Here is a 22,150-nt window from a genome sequence, read left to right on the forward strand (position 1 = left end):
CCCGGTGGCGTGCCTTATTGTACTGCTTCGAACCGCCTGGCGCTGATGGTCAAGGTACCGATCTGCGTTCCGACCGTGGCGTGGATCGGCGCATATACGCCGGTTTGGCCAAGCGGTGCAAACGTCACCATCATGCGGCTCTTGTTCTTGAGGTAGTTGAGCGCCTTGCGGCCCTTGCGATAGCCAGCCACCGGCTCGAAACCCATCTGGCAGGTAACAGTGTCGCCCTTGTAGCCCGGCACCGAGATCGTTCCTTTCGAGGCGTAGGTCAGTGTCAGGTCCGCGCGCATCTCGCCATCATAGAACTTGACCTTGCGGCCGCAGACCTGGTCGAGGCTGTCGGCATGGATGACGGTGGCGGCCATCGGATCGAGCACCGATGCCAGGTCGCCGGCGCCGATCGGCACCCAGGCCTCGGGGTCGCGCTTGCCCGGAGCGGGGATGACCTGCGTCGAGGTCACGTTACCGTTGGCAAAGCGAATGTCGATCGAGGATGCCTTCTTGCCGGAAGTGTAGTCGGCACGGAATGCCTCCGGCACCATCTTCTGCCCGGAGATCGTACCCTTGGACGAGATCGTGCCCCGCGTGTCGTCGAACAGCTTGGCGAGACCCGCCGCGGAGACACTGCCTTCGATCGCGTAGGCGCCATTCTCATAGTGGCTGGAGAAAGTCGACTTCGCGATCGAGAGACCCAGAAACGACACCGTGTACTCGCCCTTGAACGACTGCGGCGAGGCAGCGGACGCGGCGGACGGCAAGGCGACGGCAAGCGCGGCAACAAGCGCGTGAGACGAACGAGGCATGGCGGGATCGGATCCTTGATTTCGGCCGGAGCCGGGCGACTCCGGTCTGGCATGTCCCTGTGAGACCGCTTATAGGGTGAAATCCGGCCTTAATATGAAATGCCGGGCGCTTCCGTGGGGAAGCCGGAGCTTGACGCCCCGGTGAAATGCAACTAAGGAACGCCAACTTTTCCATAAGGCCGCCTGACCAGAACCGCGCGCCACCCGGCGTGGGCACAAAAGTTTGGCAGGCCACGAGAGAACTGAAGGTTAGAACCATGTCCCGCACCTGCGAACTCACTGCCAAGGCAGTCCAGACCGGCAACAATGTGAGCCACGCGAACAACAAGACCAAGCGTCGTTTCCTGCCGAACCTCGTCAATGTGACGCTGATTTCGGAAGCGCTGAACCAGAATGTGCGCCTGCGCATTTCTGCCAACGCGCTGCGTTCGGTCGAACATCGCGGCGGCCTCGATGCCTTCCTGGCCAAGGCCGACGTCAAGGAGCTGTCGCAGCGCGCGCGTCTCTTGAAGAAGCAGATCGCCAAGAAGACCGCCGAACAGGCTGCCGCTTAATTCGTCTCTCAGGCGGGGGACAACCGCCCTGGCCAACCTCTTGTTGGCCACTGAGCATCGGATAGATCCGCAAGGCTCGACAATCCGATGCTCGACTACGAAGCGAGCGTGATCCGGTTTTCGGCAAACGCTCCGCTGGTTCCATTACCCAGGATAAAAAAATGTCTTCCTTTTCGCGATACCTGCCCTTTGTGGCCGCCATGGCGCTTGTCGTCGTGGCTTCGAACATCCTCGTCCAGTTCCCCATGCAGGGCCAGATCGGCGGCCTGTCGCTCGCCGATGTTTTGACCTGGGGCGCCTTCACCTATCCCTTTTCCTTCCTTGTTACCGACCTTGCCAACCGTCGCTACGGACCCGCCGTGGCGCGCCGGATCGTGTTTGTCGGCTTCATGACGGCGGTGGTCTGCTCGATCCTCGTCCCGCCCTTCCTGTTCCGTCATGGCCTGATCGAGTTCGAGACATCAGCCGACCGGCTGGTGCGCATCGCAGCCGCTTCGGGCGCTGCCTTCCTGACCGCGCAGTTGCTCGACGTCACCGTGTTCAACCGGCTGCGTCGGCAGAGCTGGTGGCGGGCACCGATCATCGGCACGCTGGTCGGATCGGTGTTCGACACCGTCGTGTTCTTCGGTGTGGCTTTTTCGGCCGCCTTTGCCTTCGTCGGTCCAAGCGACAGTTTCGCGCTCGAAAGCGCCCCATTGATGGGCGTGTTTCATGTCGATGCCATGCGCTGGGTGTCCTGGGCGCTCGGCGACCTCAGCGTGAAACTGATCATCGCTGTCCTGGCACTGATCCCCTACCGGCTGCTCGCCGCCCGCTGGAGCCAGCCGGCCATTGCCCCGGCCTAAGCCGTGATTCCCTGGATCCAGCTGGACTCCGCGAGAACGCCTGATGGCCAGCAGGACCTGCGGCTGAAACGGCGCGGTTCCGAATTCTCGATCATGCTCGGCACCAACGAGTTGATGAACAGCCGGCTGAGCGGCTCCGAGGAGGCGCTGGCGAAACTGTCCTGCCAGAAAATTGCCGGCCATAGGCAGCCGAGGGTGCTGATCGGTGGGCTTGGCATGGGTTTTACGCTGCGCGCTGCTCTCGCCGAACTGGGCAACAATGCCGAAATCATTGTCGCTGAACTGGTGCCGGCCGTCATCGCCTGGGCGCGCGGCCCAATGGCCGAGATTTTCGCCGGGTCGCTCTATGATTCCCGCGTCACCATCCGCGAAACCGATGTCGGCCAGTTGATACGGTCCGGGGCCGGAGCCTGGGACGCCATCCTGCTCGACGTCGACAATGGCCCCGAGGGCATCGTCCACAAAGGCAATGACGCCCTCTACAGTGCGGCTGGCCTCTCCGCCGCGCGTACCGCGCTCAAGCCGGGCGGCGTGCTGGCGGTGTGGTCGCAGGGGCCGGATGCCGGCTTCACGCGGCGGCTGAAACAGGCAGGTTTCGCGGTCGACGAAGTCAACACGCGCGCCAACGGCAAGCGCGGCGCGCGCCATGTCATCTGGATAGCCACCAAAGCCTCATGATCTTGACCAAGATCGTCGGCGGCCGGGGCTATTTTGACCGCTGAAGTTCGGCGGCAAGGGCCTCCAGCAGCCCGCGAGTCCCCTCCTCCCGTCCCTTGGCGGAATCGATGCCGTCGAAGAAAGCGCCCTGCTCGGTGTAGGTCAGCCTTGTGCCATCGCCTGAAGGCGTCAGCTCCACGGTGGTCAGCGATGCCGACATGGGCTGCGGCCCGACCGCCATCCTGTAGGAAAACACGATGCGCTGGTCGGCGACGATGTCCTGGAATTGCGCGTCGAGCCTGATCTCCGGACCGCCGCCATAGCTGAAGCGAGACACCTCGCCGCCGCCGACGCGAAAGTCGAAGCTGAATTCGGCAACGGCAAAACCATCGCCTTCGATGCGCCAGCGTCGCACCGTCGCCTTGTCGGCGAAGGCATGGAAGACACTTGACGGCGATTGCGGATAGGTCCGCTCGATGGTGAAGGTGGAGTGGATGACGGAATGCTCGTCCTTGACGGGGGCAATCTGGTTCATTGCGGTTCGTCCTTTTTCTGGTCCTGATTTTTCTCGGGGGATTGATCCGTCTCGGCCAGGATCTGGCCAAGACGGTCGAGATGGCGTTCCGCCGGTAGGCGGCGCTCGGCAATCCAGTCGGCGAGCGGAGCGAGCCCGCCCGGTTCGATCCGGCAGGTGCGCACCCGCCCGATCTTTTCGCTGCGGATCAGACCGCAGGCCTCCAGCGCCTGGAGATGCTGCAGCACGGCGGCGAAGGTCATGCCGAACGGCTCCGCCAGCTGGCTGACGGTGGCCGGTCCGCTGCTCAACTGTTCCAGGATCTGCCGACGGGTGGGCTCGACAAGAGCGCGAAGGATGCCGTCGATCTCTGAATGGTTAAGCATGGACTTGAGTATCGTTCGCACCATCTCAATTGTCAAGTCCAGACTAAAGTGTTTTCGCGAACACGGTCATGGTCGACAAACTCATTCAAATTTAGTGGTCTGTCAGGGAGAACGCTGGGAATGGCCGACGCATGGACAAAATCGCCAATAGGCGTCGCGGCGAAGCTGCCACTCAATCCTGGTGCAGAATGAATTCCAGGTAGAGATTGCGCTGCAGGATCGACTGGTTGTCGTCGGAGATCAGCGAAACCATCAGCGCGCCGTCATCGCGGGTCCAGACGTCTAGCCCTTCCATATTGTCGATCTGGTAGCCCATGTCGGCTTGCAGCAGCACCGGCCCGTCGGCAACGGCGCCCTTCTCGACGCTCTCTCCATAAATGCGCCGCAGCCGCATCTTGAGGCCGCCCGTCATGGTGAAACTGCGCTCCAGCAGCAAAAGGTCGCCATCGGGCAGAAAGGCGCCGTCGGTGATATCGAAATCGCCGTTGCGCTTGACGGTGAAGACGCCCTTGCGCGGCCCTTCGATGATGGCGGCGTAGATGTTGCCGGCCCGATCGAGGCTCTTCTCCGAGACCACGACAAGGCCGCCCTGATGCTGGCCATTGGCATTTGAATAGGTGACTGTCTCGAAGCCGCGGTTCTGCCGCAGTTCCCGCGCCGGCACCAGGAAATCCAGCTGCCTGAACGGCGCCTTCATGTTGTCCGGGTCGATCCTGAACTGGACGACGCGGTGGTTGCGCTCGAAACCGACGGTCGCGATGCCGTCCTTGACCGCGAGGCCTTCGGCATCGACTTCCCGTTTTTCGTCGATCGGCTGGCCGCTCTGATCGACCATTTGCTGCATGCGAAAATTCTGGATGCCGACGGGTCGCCCGTCTGCGTCTCGGGCCACCGAGCCGAAGAACCAGTAACCGGTATCGGCCACACCGATGAAATCGCCGCCGGCTTTCAGAAACCGGAAGGCCGACAGCGCGCCGAAATCGCGTGATGGCGAGGTCATTTCCAGCCCGCCGACGAATTCGAGTTGGCCAAACTGCTTGTCGGTACCGCTAATATGGAATTCGGTGATCGGGCGGGCCGAGACTGCGACAGGCTCAACTGCAGCCGAGCCGGCCGAACGGGCTGGCGCCGAAGCCATGCCGGCAAGCAAGGCGATGGCGGCAAAAAGCGTGTCCCGAAACCCGCCCCGCGAAAAAATCATCCGGCGCGTCGCGTGCCGCCGCGCCGCGTATCCTTCGCGCTTTCCTCGGCAAACAGCGAAGCCAGTTGCTCGGTCATGGCGCCGGCCAGTTCCTCGGCATCGACGATGGTGACGGCGCGCCTGTAATAGCGGGTGACGTCATGGCCGATGCCGATGGCCAGCAGTTCGACCGGTGAGCGCGTCTCGATCAGCTCGATGACGGCGCGCAGATGGCGTTCGAGATAATTGCCCGGATTGACCGACAGCGTCGAATCGTCGACGGGCGCGCCGTCCGAGATCATCATCAGGATCTTGCGCTGTTCGGGCCTGGCGATCAGCCGGTTGTGCGCCCACAGCAGCGCCTCGCCGTCGATGTTTTCCTTGAGCAGGCCTTCGCGCATCATCAGGCCGAGATTGCGCCGTGCCCGCCGCCACGGATGGTCGGCCGACTTGTAGATGATGTGGCGCAGATCGTTGAGCCGGCCGGGGTTCGGCGGCTTGCCGTCCTTCAGCCATTTCTCGCGCGCCTGCCCGCCCTTCCACGCCCGCGTGGTGAAGCCGAGGATCTCGACCGAGACGCCGCAGCGCTCCAGCGTGCGCGCCAGGATGTCGGCGCAGGTGGCGGCGACCGTGATCGGCCGGCCGCGCATCGAACCGGAATTGTCGAGCACCAGCGTCACCACCGTGTCGCGGAATTTGGTGTCGCGCTCCTGCTTGAACGACAGCGGCTGCATCGGATCGATGACCACGCGCACCAGCCGCGCCGGGTCGAGATAGCCCTCTTCCAGGTCGAAATCCCAGGACCGGTTCTGCTGCGCCATCAGGCGGCGCTGCAGCCGGTTGGCGAGCCGACCGACGACGCCCGACAGATTGGCGAGCTGCTTGTCGAGGAAGGCGCGCAGCCGGTCGAGCTCTTCCTCTTCGCAAAGCTCCTCGGCGCCAACCGTCTCGTCGAAAGCTGACGTGTAGATCTTGTAGTCGATTTCCTTCGGCAGATTGGTGAAGGGATTGTCGTTGCGGCGCGCCTCGCCGGGTGTCTCGGCGTCGGCATCGTCATCGTCGGACAGATCGTCGGCCGTTGCGTCGGAGGCTTCAGTCTCCGCCGATTGCTCGTCGTCTGCCGACGCCTCGGCGTCCTCGGACTGCGACTGCTCGGAGCCGGAATCGTCTTCGCCGCCCTCCTCGCTCTGTTCCTCGCCTTGCGGCTGGTTGTCGTCATTGTCCTCGGAGTCTTCGGTCTCCTGGTCGTCGCCGAGTTCCTCGGCCATTTCCATGGAGGCGAGCATCTCGCGCACGACGCGGGCGAAGGCCTGCTGATCCTCGAGCTTTTCCGACAGGCCATCGAGGTCGGCCTTGGCTTTCTCCTCGACCCAGGGCCGCCAGAGTTCGACCAGCCGCTCGCCGCTCTTCGGCACCGGCCGGCCGGTCAGCTTTTCGCGCACCATCAGCGCGAGCGCCTCCTCGATCGGCGCGTCGGCCTTGTCCTTGACGTCGACGAGGTTGGCCTTGGTGTATTTGTCCTCAAGCATCGAGCCGATATTGTCGGCGACGCCCTGCATGGCGCGGCTGCCTATCGCCTCGACGCGAGCCTGCTCGACCGCATCGTAGATGGCGCGGGCGGCCTTGCCTTCGGGCGCCAGCTTGCTGTGGATGCGAACATCATGGCAAGCGCGCTTCAACGCCATGGAATCGCCAAGTCCGCGGGTGATCGCGATGTCGGCCTTCGATGCCTTCTTGGGCAGTTCGGGCAGCCGCGCGCGGCTGCCCGCCAGCGCCGGCCTGTCCTTGGCGAAGCCGACTTCCATCTCCTTGTCGCCGGCGATGGCGCGCATGCAGACGGTGACGGCGCGCTTGAAGCTGTCGGCTTCAGACCCCGTCTTCGACTTGTTGCGCGTGTTGTCGCCTGGACCCGCCATCGAGGCTCTGCTTAGCCCAGCACCACGTTGGCCGCGCTCTCTGGCAGATCCTGGCCGAAGGCGCGCTGGTAGAACTCGGCGACCACCGAACGTTCCAGCTCGTCGCACTTGTTGAGGAAGGTCAGCCGGAACGCCATGCCGACATCGCCGAATATCTCGGCATTCTCGGCCCAGGTGATGACGGTACGCGGGCTCATCACCGTCGACAAATCGCCATTGATGAAGGCCGAGCGCGTCATGTCGGCGACGCGCACCATCTTGTTGACGATGTCCTTGCCCTTGGTGTCGCGATAATGCTTGGCCTTGGCGAGCACGATGTTCACTTCATTGTCGTGCGGCAGATAGTTCAGCGTGGTGACGATCGACCACCGGTCCATCTGTGCCTGGTTGATCTGCTGGGTGCCGTGATAAAGGCCGGTCGTGTCGCCCAGCCCGACCGTGTTGGCGGTCGAAAACAGGCGGAACGCTGGATGCGGGCGGATGACCCGGCTCTGGTCGAGCAGCGTCAGGCGGCCGGACGATTCCAGCACGCGCTGGATGACGAACATCACATCCGGACGGCCTGCGTCATACTCGTCGAAGCACAGCGCGACATTGTGCTGGTAGGCCCACGGCAGGATGCCGTCGCGGAATTCGGTGATCTGCAAGCCGTCCTTGACGACGATCGCGTCCTTGCCGACAAGATCGATACGGCTGACATGGCTGTCGAGGTTGACGCGCACGCACGGCCAGTTGAGGCGGGCGGCGACCTGTTCGATATGGGTCGATTTTCCGGTGCCGTGATAGCCCGAGACCATGACGCGGCGGTTGTAGGCGAAGCCGGCGAGGATCGCCAAGGTCGTCGCCTTGTCGAACAGATAGTCGGGATCGATGTCGGGCACATGCTCTGATGTCACCGAATAGGCCGGCACCACCATCTTGGACTCGAAGCCGAATTTCTCCTTCACCGACACCGTCGTGTCGGGCAGATTGGCGATGTCGCGATCGACCTTGTTCATATCTCTCAACGTCTCCACGGGCGAAACGTCGCGTTTCGCCGGCAATCCATTTTGTTCGGGGGCGGTCTTAGAGCCTTTTCCAACCTTATGAAAGTTGCAAAACGACACGAACCGTAGGGTCGCTCAGCACAGGCCTGCCTGTTTGAGCACGCGATAGGCCTGAAGCACATCGCGGAACCGGTCTTCCGAACCTCTGTCGCCGCCATTCGCATCCGGATGGTGACGCTTCACCAGTTCCTTATAGCGCGCCTTGATGTCCTTGCCAGTCGCCTTTGTATCAAGGCCAAGCGTTTCCAGCGCCTTGGCCTCAAGGGGCTTGGCCTTGCGCTCGCGCGCCTCGCGCGGATCCTTCGGCCCCTTGAACAGGTCGAACGGGTCGCGCATGCGGTTGTAGTAGCCGGCGCGGCCGGAGCGCATCTGCGCCATATCGGGCGAGGAGCGTGTCGAGGCGCCGTTGACGCCCATCTTCCAGGTCGGCCGATGGCCGGTCATCGCTTCCTTCTGGAAGCGCGCGACCTCGGTGTCCGGCACGCCGGAGAAGTAGTTGAAGCCCTTGTTGTACTCGCGCACATGGTCGAAGCAGAAGCGGAAATACTCGCCCTCCTTCATGCGCCCGACAGGCGCGCGATGCGTGCCCGCCTCCTTGCAGCCATCCCACTGGCAGATCGGCGCGTGCGCCTTCACCTCCGCGTCCTTGTCTGGACGGACGCGAATCTTCTCGAAATATTTGGGATACGGCTTCATCTCACCCATTTATGGGGCGTTCGCAGATGCGAAACAAGAATTGACATTTTCGCGATCATCGCCCTAACCGCTGAATCGCGGCTTAAAGCGGGCGAATGACCGATTTTGTTGTACGCTGGCGGCCTGGTGAAACCGATTTCCGGTTTTCCTGGCGGCGGGCCAGCCATATGTGGTGAAGGGAAAAGACGATGTCCATACAGGCGACCATGGAAGACAAGCTCAACAAGGCATTTTCGCCCGAGCGGCTCGTCATCCTCAACGAAAGCCATCTCCACGCCGGCCATCATCACGTGGAATCCGGTCACCACACAGAATTCGACGGCGCCGGCGAGACGCATTTCCGGGTCCGCATCGTCTCTCGGAGTTTTACGGGCATGAGCCGCATCGACCGTCATCGCGCCGTCAACCAGCTTCTGGCCGACGAGTTGAACGCGGGCGTGCACGCGCTGGCGATCGAGCCCGCGGCGCCCGGTGAACAGACGCGCTGGTAGGCCAAGCTGCGAGCCAGCCTGCGCCTCTCACGCTGCGCTCAGATAACCGCTTCGATCAGAAACGGCCCCGGGCGAGACAAGGCAGCGTCGAGCAGCGCGTCGAAACGTTCGCAGCTATCCGCACGCGCCGCCTCCACGCCCATGCCTTTGGCCAGCGAAACCCAGTCCAGCGCCGGATGATCGAGATCGAGCATGCGCCTAGCATTCTCGCCGATCGCGTTCACGCCGACATTACGCATCTCGCCATGCAGGATCGCATAGGTGCGGTTGGAAAAGACGATCGTCACCACATCGAGATGTTCCCGCGCCTGCCGCCGCCGCTTTTGGCATGATCCAGCCACAGGGCGCCGCGGCGGTCAGCGCGTCGCCATCCCTGCCGAAGTCACGGTCGATCTCCAGATCGCAAGAGTCTCCGCGGACGCTGCGAGCGCTCAATCAGGACAGGCAGCCATTCGGGCTGGAGCGATGCCAGGATTTTGATGCCAGATGCATGCGCGTCGACGGAACAAACAATGCCATCCCGCAGTTGAATGTGTGTGCCCCGCCAGAATGGCTCTGAAGGCAATGATCATGCGTGAGAACCCATCCGACGTCTTCCACCTCTTTTCGGAAATTTATGCAAACGCCGCCCAGGAGGAGATAAGTCTCCAGCAATATCTGCTTGCCTGCAGCGAGGACAAGTCGATGTATGCCTCGGCGCCGGAACGAATGGTCGAGGCGATCGGCGAGCCTGACCTGGTCGACACCAGCAAGGACGAGCGGCTCGGCCGCATTTTCTCGAACCGGACCGTCAAGATATATCCGTCCTTCTCCGACTTTTATGGGATGGAGGATACGATCGAGCGCATCGCCGGATATTTCCGCTATGCCTCTCAGGGCCTCGAGGAGCGCAAGCAGATCCTTTACCTCCTGGGCCCGGTCGGCGGCGGTAAATCCTCCTTGGCCGAACGGTTGAAGAAATTGATGGAGGAGCGCCCGATCTACACGCTGAAGGTCGGCAACCAGATCAGTCCGGTTTTCGAATCGCCGCTTGGCCTGTTCCATCCAGATCGCATGGGCGATCTCCTGGAGGACAAATACGGAATAGCCCGGCGCCGCCTGAACGGGCTTATCTCGCCATGGGCGGCCAAGCGCCTCGACGAATTGTCCGGCGACATTTCCAAATTCAGTGTCGTCAAACTGATGCCGTCGCGGCTGCGCCAGATCGGCATTGCCAAGACAGAGCCTGGCGACGAGAACAATCAGGATGTCTCCGCCCTGGTTGGCAAGGTCGACATCAGGCAATTGGAAAATTTCAGCCAGTCCGACCCCGACGCCTATTCCTACAGCGGCGGGCTGAACCGGACGACGCAGGGTCTGCTCGAATTCGTCGAGATGTTCAAGGCGCCGATCAAGGTGCTGCATCCATTGCTGACGGCGACCCAGGAAGGCAGTTACAACGGCACCGAGAATTTCGGTGCCTTTCCCTACCAGGGCATCATCGTTGCCCATTCCAACGAATCCGAGTGGCAACAGTTCAAAAACAACAAGAACAATGAGGCGTTTCTCGATCGCATTCTCGTGGTCAAGGTGCCGTATTGCCTGCGCATCACCGAAGAAAGGCAAATCTACGAAAAACTGCTGCGCGAGAGTGAATTGGCCGCCAGCCCCTGCGCGCCCGAGGTGTTGGACATCCTCAGCCGGTTCAGCGTCTCGACGCGCCTTGCCGAGCATGACAATTCACCGCTGCACACCAAAATGCGCGCCTATGACGGTGAGAACCTGAAGGAAGTCGACCCGAAGGCTAAGTCAGTCCAGGAATATCGCGACGCTGCCGGCGTCGACGAAGGCATGACCGGCGTCAGCACGCGCTTTGCCTTCAAGATCCTGTCGCAGACGTTCAACTATGACACCGCGGAAGTGGCCGCCGATCCGGTGCATTTGATGTACATACTGGAAGAGGCGATCAAGCGGGAGCAGTTTCCGAAGGAGATGGAAGCGGCCTATCTCGAATTCATCAAGTCGGAACTGGCCGCCCGTTACGCCGAGTTCATCGGCCACGAAATCCAGAAGGCCTATCTGGAGTCCTATAGCGAATATGGCCAGAACCTGTTCGACCGCTACATCGCCTATGCCGATGCCTGGATCGAGGACCAGGACTACAAGGACCCCGATACCGGCCAAATCCTCAACCGCGAGGTGCTGGACAGCGAATTGTCGCAAGTCGAAAAGCCGGCAGGCATCGCCAATCCGAAGGATTTCCGCAACGAGGTGGTGAAGTTCACGCTGCGTGCCCGGGCGCGCAACCACGGTCGCAACCCGTCATGGACGAGCTACGAGAAGCTGCGCGAGGTGATCGAAAAGCGCATGTTCGGCCAGGTCGAGGACCTCCTGCCGGTGATCAGCTTCGGCTCCAAGCAGGACAGCGTCACCGAAAAACGGCACAGTGAATTCGTCCAGCGGATGGTGGAGCGCGGTTATACGGAACGGCAGGTCCGCCGGCTGGTCGATTGGTACATGCGGGTGAACAAGGCGGGCTGAGAGCAGCCCGAATGGTTGCATGCCGATCTTTATCGACCGCCGCCTCAATCCGAAGGACAAAAGCCTTGGCAATCGCCAGCGCTTCCTCAGGCGTGCCCGCGAGGAACTCAAGCGCAGCATTCGCGACCAGATCCGCGCTGGGCGGATCGCCGACGTGGACGCGGAGCATGTCGTGCCGATGCCCGAGAGAGGCACCGGCGAGCCGACCTTCAACGACGCCAGGGACACCGGCCGGCGCCGGCACATCCTGCCGGGCAACAGGCAGTTCGCCCAGGGTGATCTGATCCCCAAACCTGGCCAGGGCGGAGGCAAGGGCGGTTCGTCACCGGGAAACACCGCATCCGAGGACGACTTTCGTTTCGTCCTGTCGCGCGAGGAGGTGCTCGATCTTTTCTTCGAGGATCTCGAACTGCCCGACCTGGTGAAGCTCAATCTCAAGGAGATCCTTGCCTTCAAGCCACGCCGGGCGGGTTTCGCGGCCACCGGTTCGCCGACCAACATCAATGTCGGCCGCACGATGCGCAACAGCCACGGCCGCCGCATTGCGCTCAGGCGCCCCAAGCAAGCGGCGGTAGACGCGATCATGCAGGACCTCGCCTCGCTGGAGGCCGCACGGCCCAATGCTCAGACGCGCGAGCGCGTCGCGGCCCTCAAAGAGGAGATCGAGCGGCTGGAGCGCCGGCGCCGGCGGATTGCCTTCGTCGACCCGGTCGACATCCGGTTCAACCGCTTCGACCCGCGCCCGGTGCCGAATGCGAAAGCGGTCATGTTCTGCCTGATGGATGTGTCGGGCTCGATGGGCGAGCGCGAGAAGGACCTTGCCAAGCGCTTCTTCGTGCTGCTGCACCTATTCCTGAAAAGACGTTATGAGCGTACCGAAATCGTCTTCATCCGCCACACGCACGAAGCGCAGGAGGTGGATGAGGAAACCTTCTTCTACTGCACGCAAAGCGGCGGCACCGTCGTTTCCACCGCGCTCGAGGAAATGCATCGCGTCATCGAGCAGCGTTATCCCGCGAGCGAGTGGAACATCTACGCCGCCCAGGCTTCGGACGGCGACAATTTCGCCACCGATTCCGAGCGCTGCATCGCCCTGCTGAACGGCAAGCTCATGCGCCTGTGCCAGTATTTCGCCTATGTCGAGATCATCGACGAACGCGAGAGCCACATCTTCGGCGCGACCGAAAACGGGACGTCGCTCTGGCGGGCCTACAGCGCCATCGAGTCAAACTGGCCGAACTTCCAGATGAGCCGAATAGCCACGGCCGCCGATATCTATCCTGTCTTTCGCCAGCTCTTTGCCAAACAGCCCGCGCTCCGGAAGAGTGCCTGAGGGGAAAACATGGCCAGGACAGCCAGCAAACCGGGTTTGCTCTTTTCCGGATCCGACTGGGATTTCCAGAAATTGTCGCAGGCTTATGAGGCGATCGCGGCAATCGCCGTCGAGGAGCTCAAGCTGGACACCTATCCGGTGCAGATGGAAATCATTTCTTCGCAACAGATGCTCGACGCTTATTCATCGGTCGGCATGCCGCTGATGTATCGTCATTGGTCGTTCGGCAAGCATTTCCTGTACCAGGACTTTCTCTACCGCAAGGGCGGACGGGGGCTGGCCTATGAACTGGTCATCAATTCCAATCCCTGCATCGTCTACCTGATGGAGGAAAACACCATGGCCCTGCAGGCCCTGGTGACGGCGCATGCGGCGCTCGGACACAATCATTTCTTCAAGAACAATCATCTTTTCCAGCAGTGGACCGACGCCGGGGGAATCCTGAGCTACCTGGAGTTCGCCAAGGGCTACATTGCCCGATGCGAGGAGCGGCACGGATTGTCAGCCGTGGAAAGCATTCTCGATAGCGCCCACGCGCTCATGGAGCAAGGCGTGTTCCGATACCACAGGCCGCCAAAGCTGTCGTCCGAGCGGCAGCGTGAAGGGCTGCGCGAGCGCCTGGAATACGAAGAGCGCTCCTACAACGATTTATGGCGCACGCTGCCTCCTTCACACGACACCAGCAAGACCGAGAAGAAGGATGAGGGCCTGACGGAGCGGAAGAAATCGCTCAACCTGCCCGAGGAAAATCTGCTCTATTTCCTCGAGAAGAACAGCCTTGTCCTGGAGCCGTGGCAACGCGAGATCATCCGCATCGTGCGTGTCGTTGCGCAGTATTTCTATCCGCAGCGGCAAACGCAGGTGATGAATGAAGGCTGCGCCACCTTCGTGCATTACACCCTCATGAATGCATTGTTCGACCGCGGCCAGATCAGCGAGGGCGCCATGCTCGAGGTCCTGCGCAACCATTCCAATGTGATCTTCCAGCCGGCCTTCGACGACCCCCGGTTCTCCGGTATCAACCCATACGCGCTCGGCCTCGACATGATGCAGGACATCCAGCGCATTTCGATCGAGCCGACGGCGGAGGACCGCGACTGGTTTCCCGACATTGCGGGCCGCGGTGACTGGCGCGACGTGCTCCTGGACGCATGGGCCAATCACCGCGATGAATCCTTCGTCCGCCAGCACCTCAGCCCAGCCCTGATACGGAAATGGCGGATGTTTGTCCTGGCCGACCAAGCCGACGACTCGCATTACGAGGTCGCCTCGATCCACAATGAGCGCGGCTATCAAAAGATACGTGCCGCGCTGGCCCAGAGCTACGACATCGGGGCGAGCCGGCCGGATATCCAGGTAGTGGACGTCGACCTGCTCGGTAACCGGCATTTGCGGCTGCAGCACGAGGTGAAGGAGGGCGTACTGCTCGACAATGGCAGCCGCGATGCCACTCTGCGCCACATCCGAAGCCTCTGGGGTTACGAAGTCAGCCTAGCTTCGGTCGACGCCGAAACCGGTGCGACACTCAACGAACGCTCCAGCAATGACTGCTGAGTTTCGGCTTCGGGCCGCATCGTAGGCTGTCGAGCGGAACGAGTGGAACATGCTCCGCAGGCACGCTGGGTGCGCTCTGCCGACCGTCGATTTCAGGAACGCCAGCGCCGCTTTGGTCAGCGCATCATCGCCCTCGCCGAAGTCGCGGTTGATCGACATGTGCGTATAGGCGCTACCGTCGAACAGTGTCACATCAGTGCCGCTGGCGCGCAGGCGCTCGGCAAAAGCCGTGGACTGCTCGCCGCGACCATCGGCGCGAGAATAGGCGATGAACGTCGGCGGATGCTTGCGACCATCCACATAGCTCGCCGGCGACAGCGCCGCCCATTGCGAAGGATCGGAAAAGACCCGCGAATAGGCCCGCACCATGCCGCCATTTCTGGCGAGGGCGGCAAGATCATAGGCTCTGGTATCGTCGAGAAGCAGCCCGGCAACGCCGGGCAATTCGCCGCGCATGCCGGTCAACGCAATCAGATGGCAGCCGGCCGAATGGCCCATGCCGACGATGCGGTTGGGGTCGCCGCCATGTTGGGCGATGTTGGCCCTGATATAGGCATAGGCCTTCTCGACGTCGCCCGCCTGGGTGGCGACATCCGCCTGCGGCAGCATGCGGTAGTCGATGGAGACGAAACAGAAGCCGTTGGCGAGCAGGAAGGCCGGCTTGGCGTTTACCTGGCTGCGTTTGCCGAACCGCCAGGCGCCGCCATGGACGAAGAAGACCACCGGCAGGTCTCTCGCGCCATCGGGCGCGTAGATGTCGAGCTTGGCGGGACCATAGTCGAAGGTTTCGGGCGATGGCTTGTCTTGCCCCGCCAACACGCCGGCAGGCAACAAGGCGGACATCGAAGCCAGGAGCAGGGTTCGCCGATCGATCGTCATCGGCGAAAGAATGCATCCCGGCGGGCGGGAGTTCCAGTGAGGATCGATAAGGCGACGGCTCAAGAGCAATTCCAGGAAAAGTGCGTAGCGGTTTTTTCGGGAAAACCGCTAGCGCTTTCCCTAGGGAATTGCGTAAGACCAAAGAGTTAGAGCGGCTCGGCGATCCCATCAAGCACTGAGCCGCTCAACTATCTCCGGCCGGCCGGATCCTGACCCTGGCAATTCGGTTCTTGTCGCGTTTCATGACGACGAAGCGCTTGCCGTGGAACGTAAAAGCCTGCTTCTCCTCGGGGATCGATTGCGCCTCGTGGATGACGAGGCCGGCGATGGTGGTCGCCTCTTCGTCGGGCAAGTTCCAGTCGAGCGCCCGATTGAGGTCGCGGATCGGCACCGTGCCTTCGACCACGACGGAACCGTCGGCCTCCTGCTTGACGCCCTGGATGTCGACATCGTGCTCGTCGGCGATCTCGCCGACGATCTCCTCGATGATGTCCTCCAGCGTCACCAGCCCCTCGACCTCGCCATATTCATCAACGACGACGGCGAAATGCGCCTTGCGGCGCAGGAAGGCGTTGAGCTGTTCCTGCAAGGTCGTGGTGTCGGGCACGAACCAGGGTTTTGACGCGATCTTCATCACGTCGATCTGCGAAAAATCGTTGCCGACCTCGTTCAGCGCCCGCAGCAGATCCTTGGCGTGCAGCACGCCGACGATGTTGTCGAGCGAACCTTTCCAGAGCGGCATGCGGGTATGCGGGCTCTGCAGGATCTCGCGCACCACCGCTTCCGGCGCGTTGTCGGCATTGACCGAGCGCATGTTGGTGCGGTGGACCATGACGTCGGACACTTCGAGCTCTTCGAGATCGAACAGACCGCCGATGCGGTCGCGGTCCTCGCGCACCATCTGCCCGTCGCGGCGAAAATCGTCGACCGCGCCGCGCAATTCGTCCTGGCTCGAGCGCGGCGGCTCGATGCGCGACAGTTCATAGCCGAACATAGCAAGCAGGCGTATGCGCACGGCAAAGACCAGCAGGACGACGATGGCTAGGACGGCGACGACGATCCAGCCAGTGTCCATCTCAGCCGGCTTTCCGGCTGGCTGGGTGGCTTTCCCTGAGGAACGACAGCACTTCCGAGGCAGGCACGTCCTTGGCGATGAAGGCCTGGCCGATGCCGCGCGTCAGAATGAACGTCAGCGCGCCGCGCGACACCTTTTTGTCCTGCGTGATGAATGAAAGCAGGGCCTCGGCATCTGGCAGTTCGCCCGGAATATCGGCCATCCGCCACGGCAGCCCGACGGCACGCAGATGCACCTCGACGCGGGCCGCGTCGTCGGGGCTGGCGAGATTGAGCCGCGACGAGAACCGGTGCGCCAGCGCCATGCCGATGGCCACCCCTTCGCCATGGACAAGGCGAGCGCCGTCATACTGCGTCGCGGCTTCCAGCGCATGGCCGAAAGTGTGCCCGAGATTGAGCAAGGCGCGGTCACCGGTCTCGAACTCGTCACGGGCAACGACATCGGCCTTGGCGCGGCAGGCCTCGGCAATGGCCTCGACCCGTTCCGGTCCGCCGGCGAACACCTTTTCCCAGTTGGCTTCCAGCCAGGCGAAGAATTCCGGCCGGTCGATCAGCCCGTATTTGGCAAGCTCGGCATAGCCGGCGCGGAATTCGCGGATCGGCAGCGTGTCGAGCACTTCGGTGTCGGCCAGCACCAGCTTGGGCTGGAGGAAGACCCCGACGAGGTTCTTGCCGCGCGGGCTGTTGATGCCGGTCTTGCCGCCGACCGAGGAATCGACCTGCGCCAGAAGCGAGGTCGGAACCTGCACGAAATTCATGCCACGCCGCACGATGCCGGCGGCAAAACCGGTGAGATCGCCGATGACGCCGCCGCCAAGGGCGATGACGACATCGCCGCGCTCCAGCCTGGCTGCCAGGACGCCATCGACCACCGCCTCGAGATGGGCAAAGCTCTTGGTCTTCTCGCCGGGCGGCATGGTGATGACGGCCGGCTGGATACCACCCTTTTCGAGCCCGGCCTTCAGCGCATCGAGATGCGCGGCGGCGACGTTCTCGTCGGTCACGACGGCGGCGCGTGTGCCGGGCAGCCGACGTGAAATCTCGGCGCCGGCGCGCGACAGCAGGCCGGAACCGATCAAGATGTCGTAGGCCCGGTCGCCCAGACCGACTTCGACGGTGACAGGCTGATCCGCGCTCATGTATCGACCTCGCCCGTCGCGGCTATCGCATCGATGCCGAAATGCCGGCACAGCGCCTCAAGCACCTCGGCCGCGATGACCTCCTTGCGATCGTCGCGGGTCGGCACGGTGATGTCAGAGGTGGCATAGACCGGATAGCGTTCCCCCATCAGCCGCTCCAGCACGGCGCGGGGATCCGCGCTTTTCAAAAGCGGCCGGTTCTGCTTCTTGGAAACGCGGTCCATCAGAAGGTCGAGCTCGGCCTTCAGCCACACCGACACGCCGTGCGTGGCGATGGCTTCGCGCGTCTGCGCGTTCATGAAGGCACCGCCGCCGGTCGACAGGACCTGCGGGCCGTTTTCAAGCACGCGCAGGATGACACGCTGTTCCAGAGCCCGGAACTCGGTCTCGCCATAGCGCTCGAACAGTTCCGGAACGGTCATCCGCGACACGTTCTCGATCTCCTGGTCGCTGTCGATGAAGGGAAGCGAAAGCATCGTCGACACCTTGCGGCCGATCGCCGTCTTGCCGGCGCCCATCAGCCCGACGAAGACAATGGACCGGCCGCCCAGCCGGCCAAGCAGCGCGGCATGGGTCTCGCCTGGAGGATTTGCCTGTAACGCGTTCATCAGCTGTTTCTTGGGCCCTCTTTGCCGGCGTATCGACATGAAAAGCCGGTTTGCGTCAAGCGTGCCGAGTGCCTTGGGCTGATATGGACAGGGCGACGCTCGCATCAGAAGTTGCTAACAGGGCCCCGCTTCTTCCTTGAATTGGCCGGGTTGGCGTCCCATAAGGGCACAGGGTTTGGAAACGCAGAACAAAAAGACGGGCGAGAATTGATGCCGACACTGTTTCGCTTTGTCGTGACTCTCGCGATTCTGGCCGGCATTGCCTATGGTACGATGTTCGCGCTGGTGATGTTCGTCGAGCCTAAAAAGGCGGAAATGAGCGTGCGTATTCCGCCGGAAAAGCTCAATCCTAAGAAAAACTGAACCCCAAAAAACTGACTCGGAACCGCCTCAAGGAAATGAACAGCGCCGCCCGTATCGAGGCCTTCCTGGAAATGATGAGTGCCGAGCGGGGGGCGGCCGAGAATACGCTTTCCTCCTATCGCCGCGATCTGGAGGATGCTTCCGACGGGATCGATGGCGGACTTGCCCGCGCAGGTGCCGCCGATATCAGGGCCTATCTCGACGACATTGCCGCGCGCGGCTTCGCGCCGACCTCGCAGGCGCGCAAACTGTCGGCGATCCGCCAATTCTTCAAGTTCCTCTATGCCGAAGGTCTGCGCGGCGACGACCCGACCGGCACGCTTGACAGCCCGAAAAAGGGCCGCCCGCTGCCCAAGACGATGAGCGAGGCCGAAACCGGCCGGCTGATCGACCGCGCCGCGCACGAAGCCGGCGATGCCGGGCTCGGCCACGCCGACAGGCTGGCGGCGCTGCGCCTGCATGCGCTGGTCGAAGTGCTCTACGCCACGGGTCTGCGCGTTTCCGAGCTGGTCGGCCTGCCGGTGACGGTGGCGCAACGCGACGACCGTTTCTTCATGGTGCGCGGCAAGGGCGACAAGGAACGCATGGTGCCGCTGTCGGCCAAGGCGCGCGCGGCGATGCGGAGCTGGCTTGGCGCTCGGGCCAAGCTGCCCGCCTTCGCCAACAGCCCGTTCCTGTTTCCGGCGGCATCCGACAGCGGCTATCTCTCGCGCCAGGTCTTTGCCCGTGATCTGAAAGGATTGGCGGCGCGCGCCGGCATTGCCTCGGCCAAGATCTCACCGCACGTGCTGCGCCATGCTTTCGCCAGCCACCTCCTGCAGAACGGCGCCGATCTCAGGGCCGTGCAGCAACTGCTCGGCCATGCCGACATATCGACGACACAGATTTACACCCACGTGCTGGAGGAGCGGCTGGTGCGGCTGGTCAACGATCATCATCCGCTTGCCGACTAGACCTCATATCGCTATGTGAGGACGACATTTCACCGCCCGGAGCCTAGGTTTCAATGGTTCCGCAGTCTTGCCTTCCGACGCATCGGTCCGCCCAAGCATGTACAATTACCTCGATTTCGAAAAGCCGGTGCAGGATCTTGAGCTCAAGATCCTCGAGCTCAAGAAGCTTGCCGAGAACGGCGAGGCGGTCGATGTCGCCGATGAGATCACCAGGCTCGAGAAGCGCTCGCGCGATGCGCTGCGCGAACTCTACAAGGCGCTGACGCCATGGCAGAAGGTGCAGGTGGCGCGCCACTCCGACCGGCCGCACTGCGTCGACTACATCAAGAGCCTGTTCAGCGACTTCACGCCGCTCGCCGGCGACCGCAATTTCGGCGAAGACCAGGCGATCGTCGGCGGTTTTGCCCGTTTTCGCGGCGAACCCATTGCAATCCTCGGCCAGGAAAAGGGTTCGGACACGGCGAGCCGCCTGAAGCACAATTTCGGCTCGGTGCGCCCCGAAGGCTATCGCAAGGCGGTGCGGCTGATGGAGCTTGCTGATCGCTTCAAGATCCCGCTGCTGACGCTGGTCGACACGGCCGGCGCCTATCCCGGCGTCGGCGCCGAGGAGCGCGGCCAGGCCGAAGCCATAGCCCGCTCGACCTCGGCCTGCCTTGGCCTGAAAGTGCCGTCGATCTCGGTAGTCATCGGCGAAGGCGGCTCGGGGGGCGCCATCGCGATCGCCACCGCCAACCGCGTCTACATGCTGGAACACGCCATCTATTCGGTGATTTCGCCTGAAGGCGCCGCCTCTATCCTGTGGCGCGACACGACCCGCTCCAAGGACGCGGCGACCAACATGAAGATCACCGCCCAGGACCTGCTGGAACTGAAGATCATCGACGCCATCATCCCCGAGCCGATGGGAGGTGCCCAGCGCGGGCCCGAAACGGTGATTGCCGCGACGGGCGATCTCATCGCCAAGACGATGAAGGAATTTGCCGGCGCCAACACCGATTTCCGCGAACAGCGCCGCGAGAAATACCTGGCGATGGGCCGCAGCCTCTGACGCCCCTTGGGCGGCGGAACACGGCTGGCGGAAGCTCCCTGTCCTTGGCAATGTGGCGGCGATGAGCAATTTCGCCACAAAAATGCCGCCCCATTCGGTTCAATGAAATCACCGTGAGAGATTGGCCGAGCCTTGCGGTAAGGAATTTTCAAGGTTAACGGGCTTACGGTCCGTCGGTGTTCAGCATGCGGGTTTGGCTGTTTCGAAGCCATTGGCCCGAGAAAAAAGACATAGCCTTGCCCATGTTTGCCAAGCTTGCACGTACTGGAGTCCTTGCCGCCTCGATAGCCGTCGCGGGCTGCAATGATTCGTCGATGAAGGACTTTGCCCCGGAAGCCAACAAGCCGCTGCCCGACAAGATCCTTGCCGACATGAGAGCCAAGGGTATGGTCCGCACCTCCTCGGTGATGGCGCGCATCTTCAAGGAAGAAGGCAAGCTCGAGATCTGGAAGGCCAAGACCAACGGCCGCTACGATATGGTAGCGAGCTATGACATCTGCAAATGGTCGGGCAAGCTCGGGCCGAAATACACGGAAGGCGACCGCCAGGCGCCGGAAGGTTTTTACACGGTTCGACCGTCGCAGATGAATCCGCGCTCGAATTACCATTTGTCGTTCAACATCGGCTTTCCCAACGCCTATGATCGTGCCAATGGCCGCACCGGGCAGAATCTGATGGTCCATGGCGCCTGCTCGTCATCGGGCTGCTATTCGATGACCGACGCACAGATCGAGCAGATCTACGCCTTCGGTCGTGACGCCTTCCAAGGCGGGCAGACCGAGTTCCAGATCCAGGCTTTTCCGTTCCGCATGACCGCGGCCAATATGGCGCGCTACCGCAGCGACCCGAATTACGAATTCTGGAAGATGCTCAAGGTCGGCTACGACAATTTCGAGGTCACCAAGGTGCCGCCGAAGGTCGACGTCTGCGAAAAGCGCTACGTCTTCAACCAGGTGGCCGCCGATGGGCAGACCTTCAATCCGACCGGTCCCTGCCCGGCGACCACGCAGCCGGATTCGCTGAAGAGCGCCTACAACACCTATCAAAGCACCTATGACGCGGCCTTCAACAGCGCGCTCAAGGCCAGCGTGCCGCCACCCAAGCCGACGATTGCCGGCATCAAGGAAGCCAGCATCGTCTCCGACTGGTCGAAGCGCCGGGCTCGTGGCGAGCGCGTGCCGATCGATCCGCCGTCGCTCAACACCGACGGTTCGGTGACCGAGACGGCGCGCATGGGCCGCATCGATTCGCCCGCCGGCCGCAAGATGGCCGCGCTCGACGCCGAGAAGGCAGCCAAGCAGAAGGCGGAGGAGCAGAGGCTGGCGGCCATCGAGGCCGCCAAGCAAGCCAAGGCACAGGCGTTGGCTGAAAAGGAAGCAGCTAAGGCGCAAGCTGTGGCTGCAAAGGAAGCGGCCAAGGCCGCCAAGGAAGCTCCCGTCGCCACCGCGACCATCGCTGCCCCAACCGAGGCCGCACCTGCGGCCGAGACGCAGGCTGCAAGTGCCGATGAGAGCCGCGTGACGAAGCTGAAGAACAAGCTGCTCGGCATGTTCGGCGGCTGAGTTGGCCAATGCATGTCGCCCAAGAGTGC

Annotated in this window: 21 protein-coding genes and 2 pseudogenes; 11 read left to right on the forward strand and 12 right to left on the reverse strand. The window is 62.4% G+C overall.

Translation table 11 applies throughout. The features are described from left to right. Positions 1-14 precede the first annotated feature (14 nt). Entirely contained in the window at positions 15-803 is a 789-nt protein-coding gene (locus O7A70_RS03245) for a DUF3108 domain-containing protein (RefSeq protein WP_337138977.1), read from the reverse strand. A gap of 257 nt (positions 804-1,060) precedes the next feature. On the opposite strand from O7A70_RS03245, the gene rpmB reads away from it, so the two are divergent. From rpmB to O7A70_RS03260, 3 genes are all read left to right on the forward strand, one after another. Continuing rightward, the gene (gene rpmB, locus O7A70_RS03250) at positions 1,061-1,357 is read left to right on the forward strand and encodes a 50S ribosomal protein L28 (protein WP_027143515.1); all 297 of its coding nucleotides are present in this window, start codon (positions 1,061-1,063) and stop codon (positions 1,355-1,357) included. 161 nt (positions 1,358-1,518) lie between these two features. Continuing rightward, complete coding sequence (locus O7A70_RS03255) at positions 1,519-2,202, forward strand: queuosine precursor transporter (protein WP_337138978.1); 684 nt, start codon at positions 1,519-1,521, stop codon at positions 2,200-2,202. Positions 2,203-2,205: 3 nt separating this feature from the next. After that, positions 2,206-2,880 (forward strand): spermidine synthase, encoded by a 675-nt coding sequence (locus O7A70_RS03260; protein WP_337138979.1) that lies wholly within the window; start codon positions 2,206-2,208, stop codon positions 2,878-2,880. A 28-nt stretch (positions 2,881-2,908) separates the two neighbouring features. Here the strand turns inward: O7A70_RS03260 and O7A70_RS03265 are convergent, their stop codons facing one another. The 6 genes from O7A70_RS03265 to O7A70_RS03290 form a co-directional block, all read right to left on the reverse strand. After that, a complete protein-coding gene (locus tag O7A70_RS03265) occupies positions 2,909-3,394 on the reverse strand; it encodes an SRPBCC family protein (protein WP_337138980.1) in 486 nt (161 codons plus the stop codon). After that, positions 3,391-3,759: an ArsR/SmtB family transcription factor gene (locus O7A70_RS03270; RefSeq protein WP_337139034.1), complete on the reverse strand. Its 369-nt coding sequence runs from the start codon at positions 3,757-3,759 to the stop codon at positions 3,391-3,393. The genes O7A70_RS03265 and O7A70_RS03270 overlap by 4 nt, the downstream gene beginning before the upstream one ends. A 172-nt stretch (positions 3,760-3,931) precedes the next feature. Beyond that, entirely contained in the window at positions 3,932-4,960 is a 1,029-nt protein-coding gene (locus tag O7A70_RS03275; RefSeq protein WP_337138981.1) for an esterase-like activity of phytase family protein, read from the reverse strand. Continuing rightward, the gene (gene cobT / locus O7A70_RS03280; RefSeq protein WP_027143521.1) at positions 4,957-6,855 is read right to left on the reverse strand and encodes a cobaltochelatase subunit CobT; all 1,899 of its coding nucleotides are present in this window, start codon (positions 6,853-6,855) and stop codon (positions 4,957-4,959) included. The genes O7A70_RS03275 and cobT overlap by 4 nt, the downstream gene beginning before the upstream one ends. Before the next feature lie 11 nt (positions 6,856-6,866). Next, positions 6,867-7,853, reverse strand: a complete 987-nt coding sequence (gene cobS, locus O7A70_RS03285; protein ID WP_127276014.1) for a cobaltochelatase subunit CobS — start codon at positions 7,851-7,853, stop codon at positions 6,867-6,869. A gap of 123 nt (positions 7,854-7,976) precedes the next feature. Then, on the reverse strand, positions 7,977-8,606 hold the full coding sequence (locus tag O7A70_RS03290) for a J domain-containing protein (protein ID WP_032922426.1): 630 nt from the start codon (positions 8,604-8,606) through the stop codon (positions 7,977-7,979). A 179-nt stretch (positions 8,607-8,785) separates the two neighbouring features. On the opposite strand from O7A70_RS03290, the gene O7A70_RS03295 reads away from it, so the two are divergent. Then, positions 8,786-9,088: a BolA family protein gene (locus O7A70_RS03295; RefSeq protein WP_337138982.1), complete on the forward strand. Its 303-nt coding sequence runs from the start codon at positions 8,786-8,788 to the stop codon at positions 9,086-9,088. 38 nt (positions 9,089-9,126) lie between these two features. Here the strand turns inward: O7A70_RS03295 and O7A70_RS03300 are convergent. Then, positions 9,127-9,399: pseudogene (locus O7A70_RS03300) on the reverse strand (thiamine pyrophosphate-dependent enzyme); the annotation flags it as partial. A gap of 259 nt (positions 9,400-9,658) precedes the next feature. Between O7A70_RS03300 and O7A70_RS03305 the strand changes: the two are divergent. The 3 genes from O7A70_RS03305 to O7A70_RS03315 are packed head-to-tail and all read left to right on the forward strand — an operon-like array spanning position 9,659 to position 14,495. After that, a complete protein-coding gene (locus O7A70_RS03305; RefSeq protein WP_337138983.1) occupies positions 9,659-11,608 on the forward strand; it encodes a PrkA family serine protein kinase in 1,950 nt (649 codons plus the stop codon). Positions 11,609-11,627: 19 nt separating this feature from the next. Further along, positions 11,628-12,941, forward strand: a complete 1,314-nt coding sequence (locus tag O7A70_RS03310) for a YeaH/YhbH family protein (RefSeq protein WP_337138984.1) — start codon at positions 11,628-11,630, stop codon at positions 12,939-12,941. Between the two features lie 9 nt (positions 12,942-12,950). Then, a complete protein-coding gene (locus tag O7A70_RS03315; RefSeq protein ID WP_337138985.1) occupies positions 12,951-14,495 on the forward strand; it encodes a SpoVR family protein in 1,545 nt (514 codons plus the stop codon). A 78-nt stretch (positions 14,496-14,573) separates the two neighbouring features. Here O7A70_RS03315 and O7A70_RS03320 read toward each other — a convergent pair. The 4 genes and pseudogenes from O7A70_RS03320 to O7A70_RS03335 form a co-directional block, all read right to left on the reverse strand. Next, positions 14,574-15,374: pseudogene (locus tag O7A70_RS03320) on the reverse strand (alpha/beta hydrolase); the annotation flags it as partial. 184 nt (positions 15,375-15,558) lie between these two features. Beyond that, on the reverse strand, positions 15,559-16,449 hold the full coding sequence (locus O7A70_RS03325; RefSeq protein WP_337131647.1) for an HlyC/CorC family transporter: 891 nt from the start codon (positions 16,447-16,449) through the stop codon (positions 15,559-15,561). 1 nt (position 16,450) lies between these two features. Continuing rightward, positions 16,451-17,587, reverse strand: coding sequence for a 3-dehydroquinate synthase (gene aroB / locus O7A70_RS03330; RefSeq protein ID WP_337138986.1), 1,137 nt, complete (start codon positions 17,585-17,587; stop codon positions 16,451-16,453). After that, positions 17,584-18,195, reverse strand: a complete 612-nt coding sequence (locus tag O7A70_RS03335; RefSeq protein ID WP_337138987.1) for a shikimate kinase — start codon at positions 18,193-18,195, stop codon at positions 17,584-17,586. The genes aroB and O7A70_RS03335 overlap by 4 nt, the downstream gene beginning before the upstream one ends. Positions 18,196-18,405: 210 nt before the next feature. On the opposite strand from O7A70_RS03335, the gene O7A70_RS03340 reads away from it, so the two are divergent. From O7A70_RS03340 to O7A70_RS03355, 4 genes are all read left to right on the forward strand, one after another. After that, positions 18,406-18,558: a hypothetical protein gene (locus tag O7A70_RS03340; protein ID WP_015315495.1), complete on the forward strand. Its 153-nt coding sequence runs from the start codon at positions 18,406-18,408 to the stop codon at positions 18,556-18,558. 35 nt (positions 18,559-18,593) lie between these two features. After that, positions 18,594-19,511: a site-specific tyrosine recombinase XerD gene (locus O7A70_RS03345; protein WP_337138988.1), complete on the forward strand. Its 918-nt coding sequence runs from the start codon at positions 18,594-18,596 to the stop codon at positions 19,509-19,511. Positions 19,512-19,608: 97 nt separating this feature from the next. After that, the gene (locus O7A70_RS03350) at positions 19,609-20,559 is read left to right on the forward strand and encodes an acetyl-CoA carboxylase carboxyltransferase subunit alpha (protein ID WP_337138989.1); all 951 of its coding nucleotides are present in this window, start codon (positions 19,609-19,611) and stop codon (positions 20,557-20,559) included. A gap of 242 nt (positions 20,560-20,801) precedes the next feature. After that, a complete protein-coding gene (locus O7A70_RS03355) occupies positions 20,802-22,121 on the forward strand; it encodes a murein L,D-transpeptidase family protein (RefSeq protein ID WP_337138990.1) in 1,320 nt (439 codons plus the stop codon). Positions 22,122-22,150: the final 29 nt, after the last annotated feature.

It is taken from the genome of Mesorhizobium sp. Cs1299R1N1 (assembly GCF_037179655.1).
Taxonomy (GTDB): domain Bacteria; phylum Pseudomonadota; class Alphaproteobacteria; order Rhizobiales; family Rhizobiaceae; genus Mesorhizobium; species Mesorhizobium salmacidum.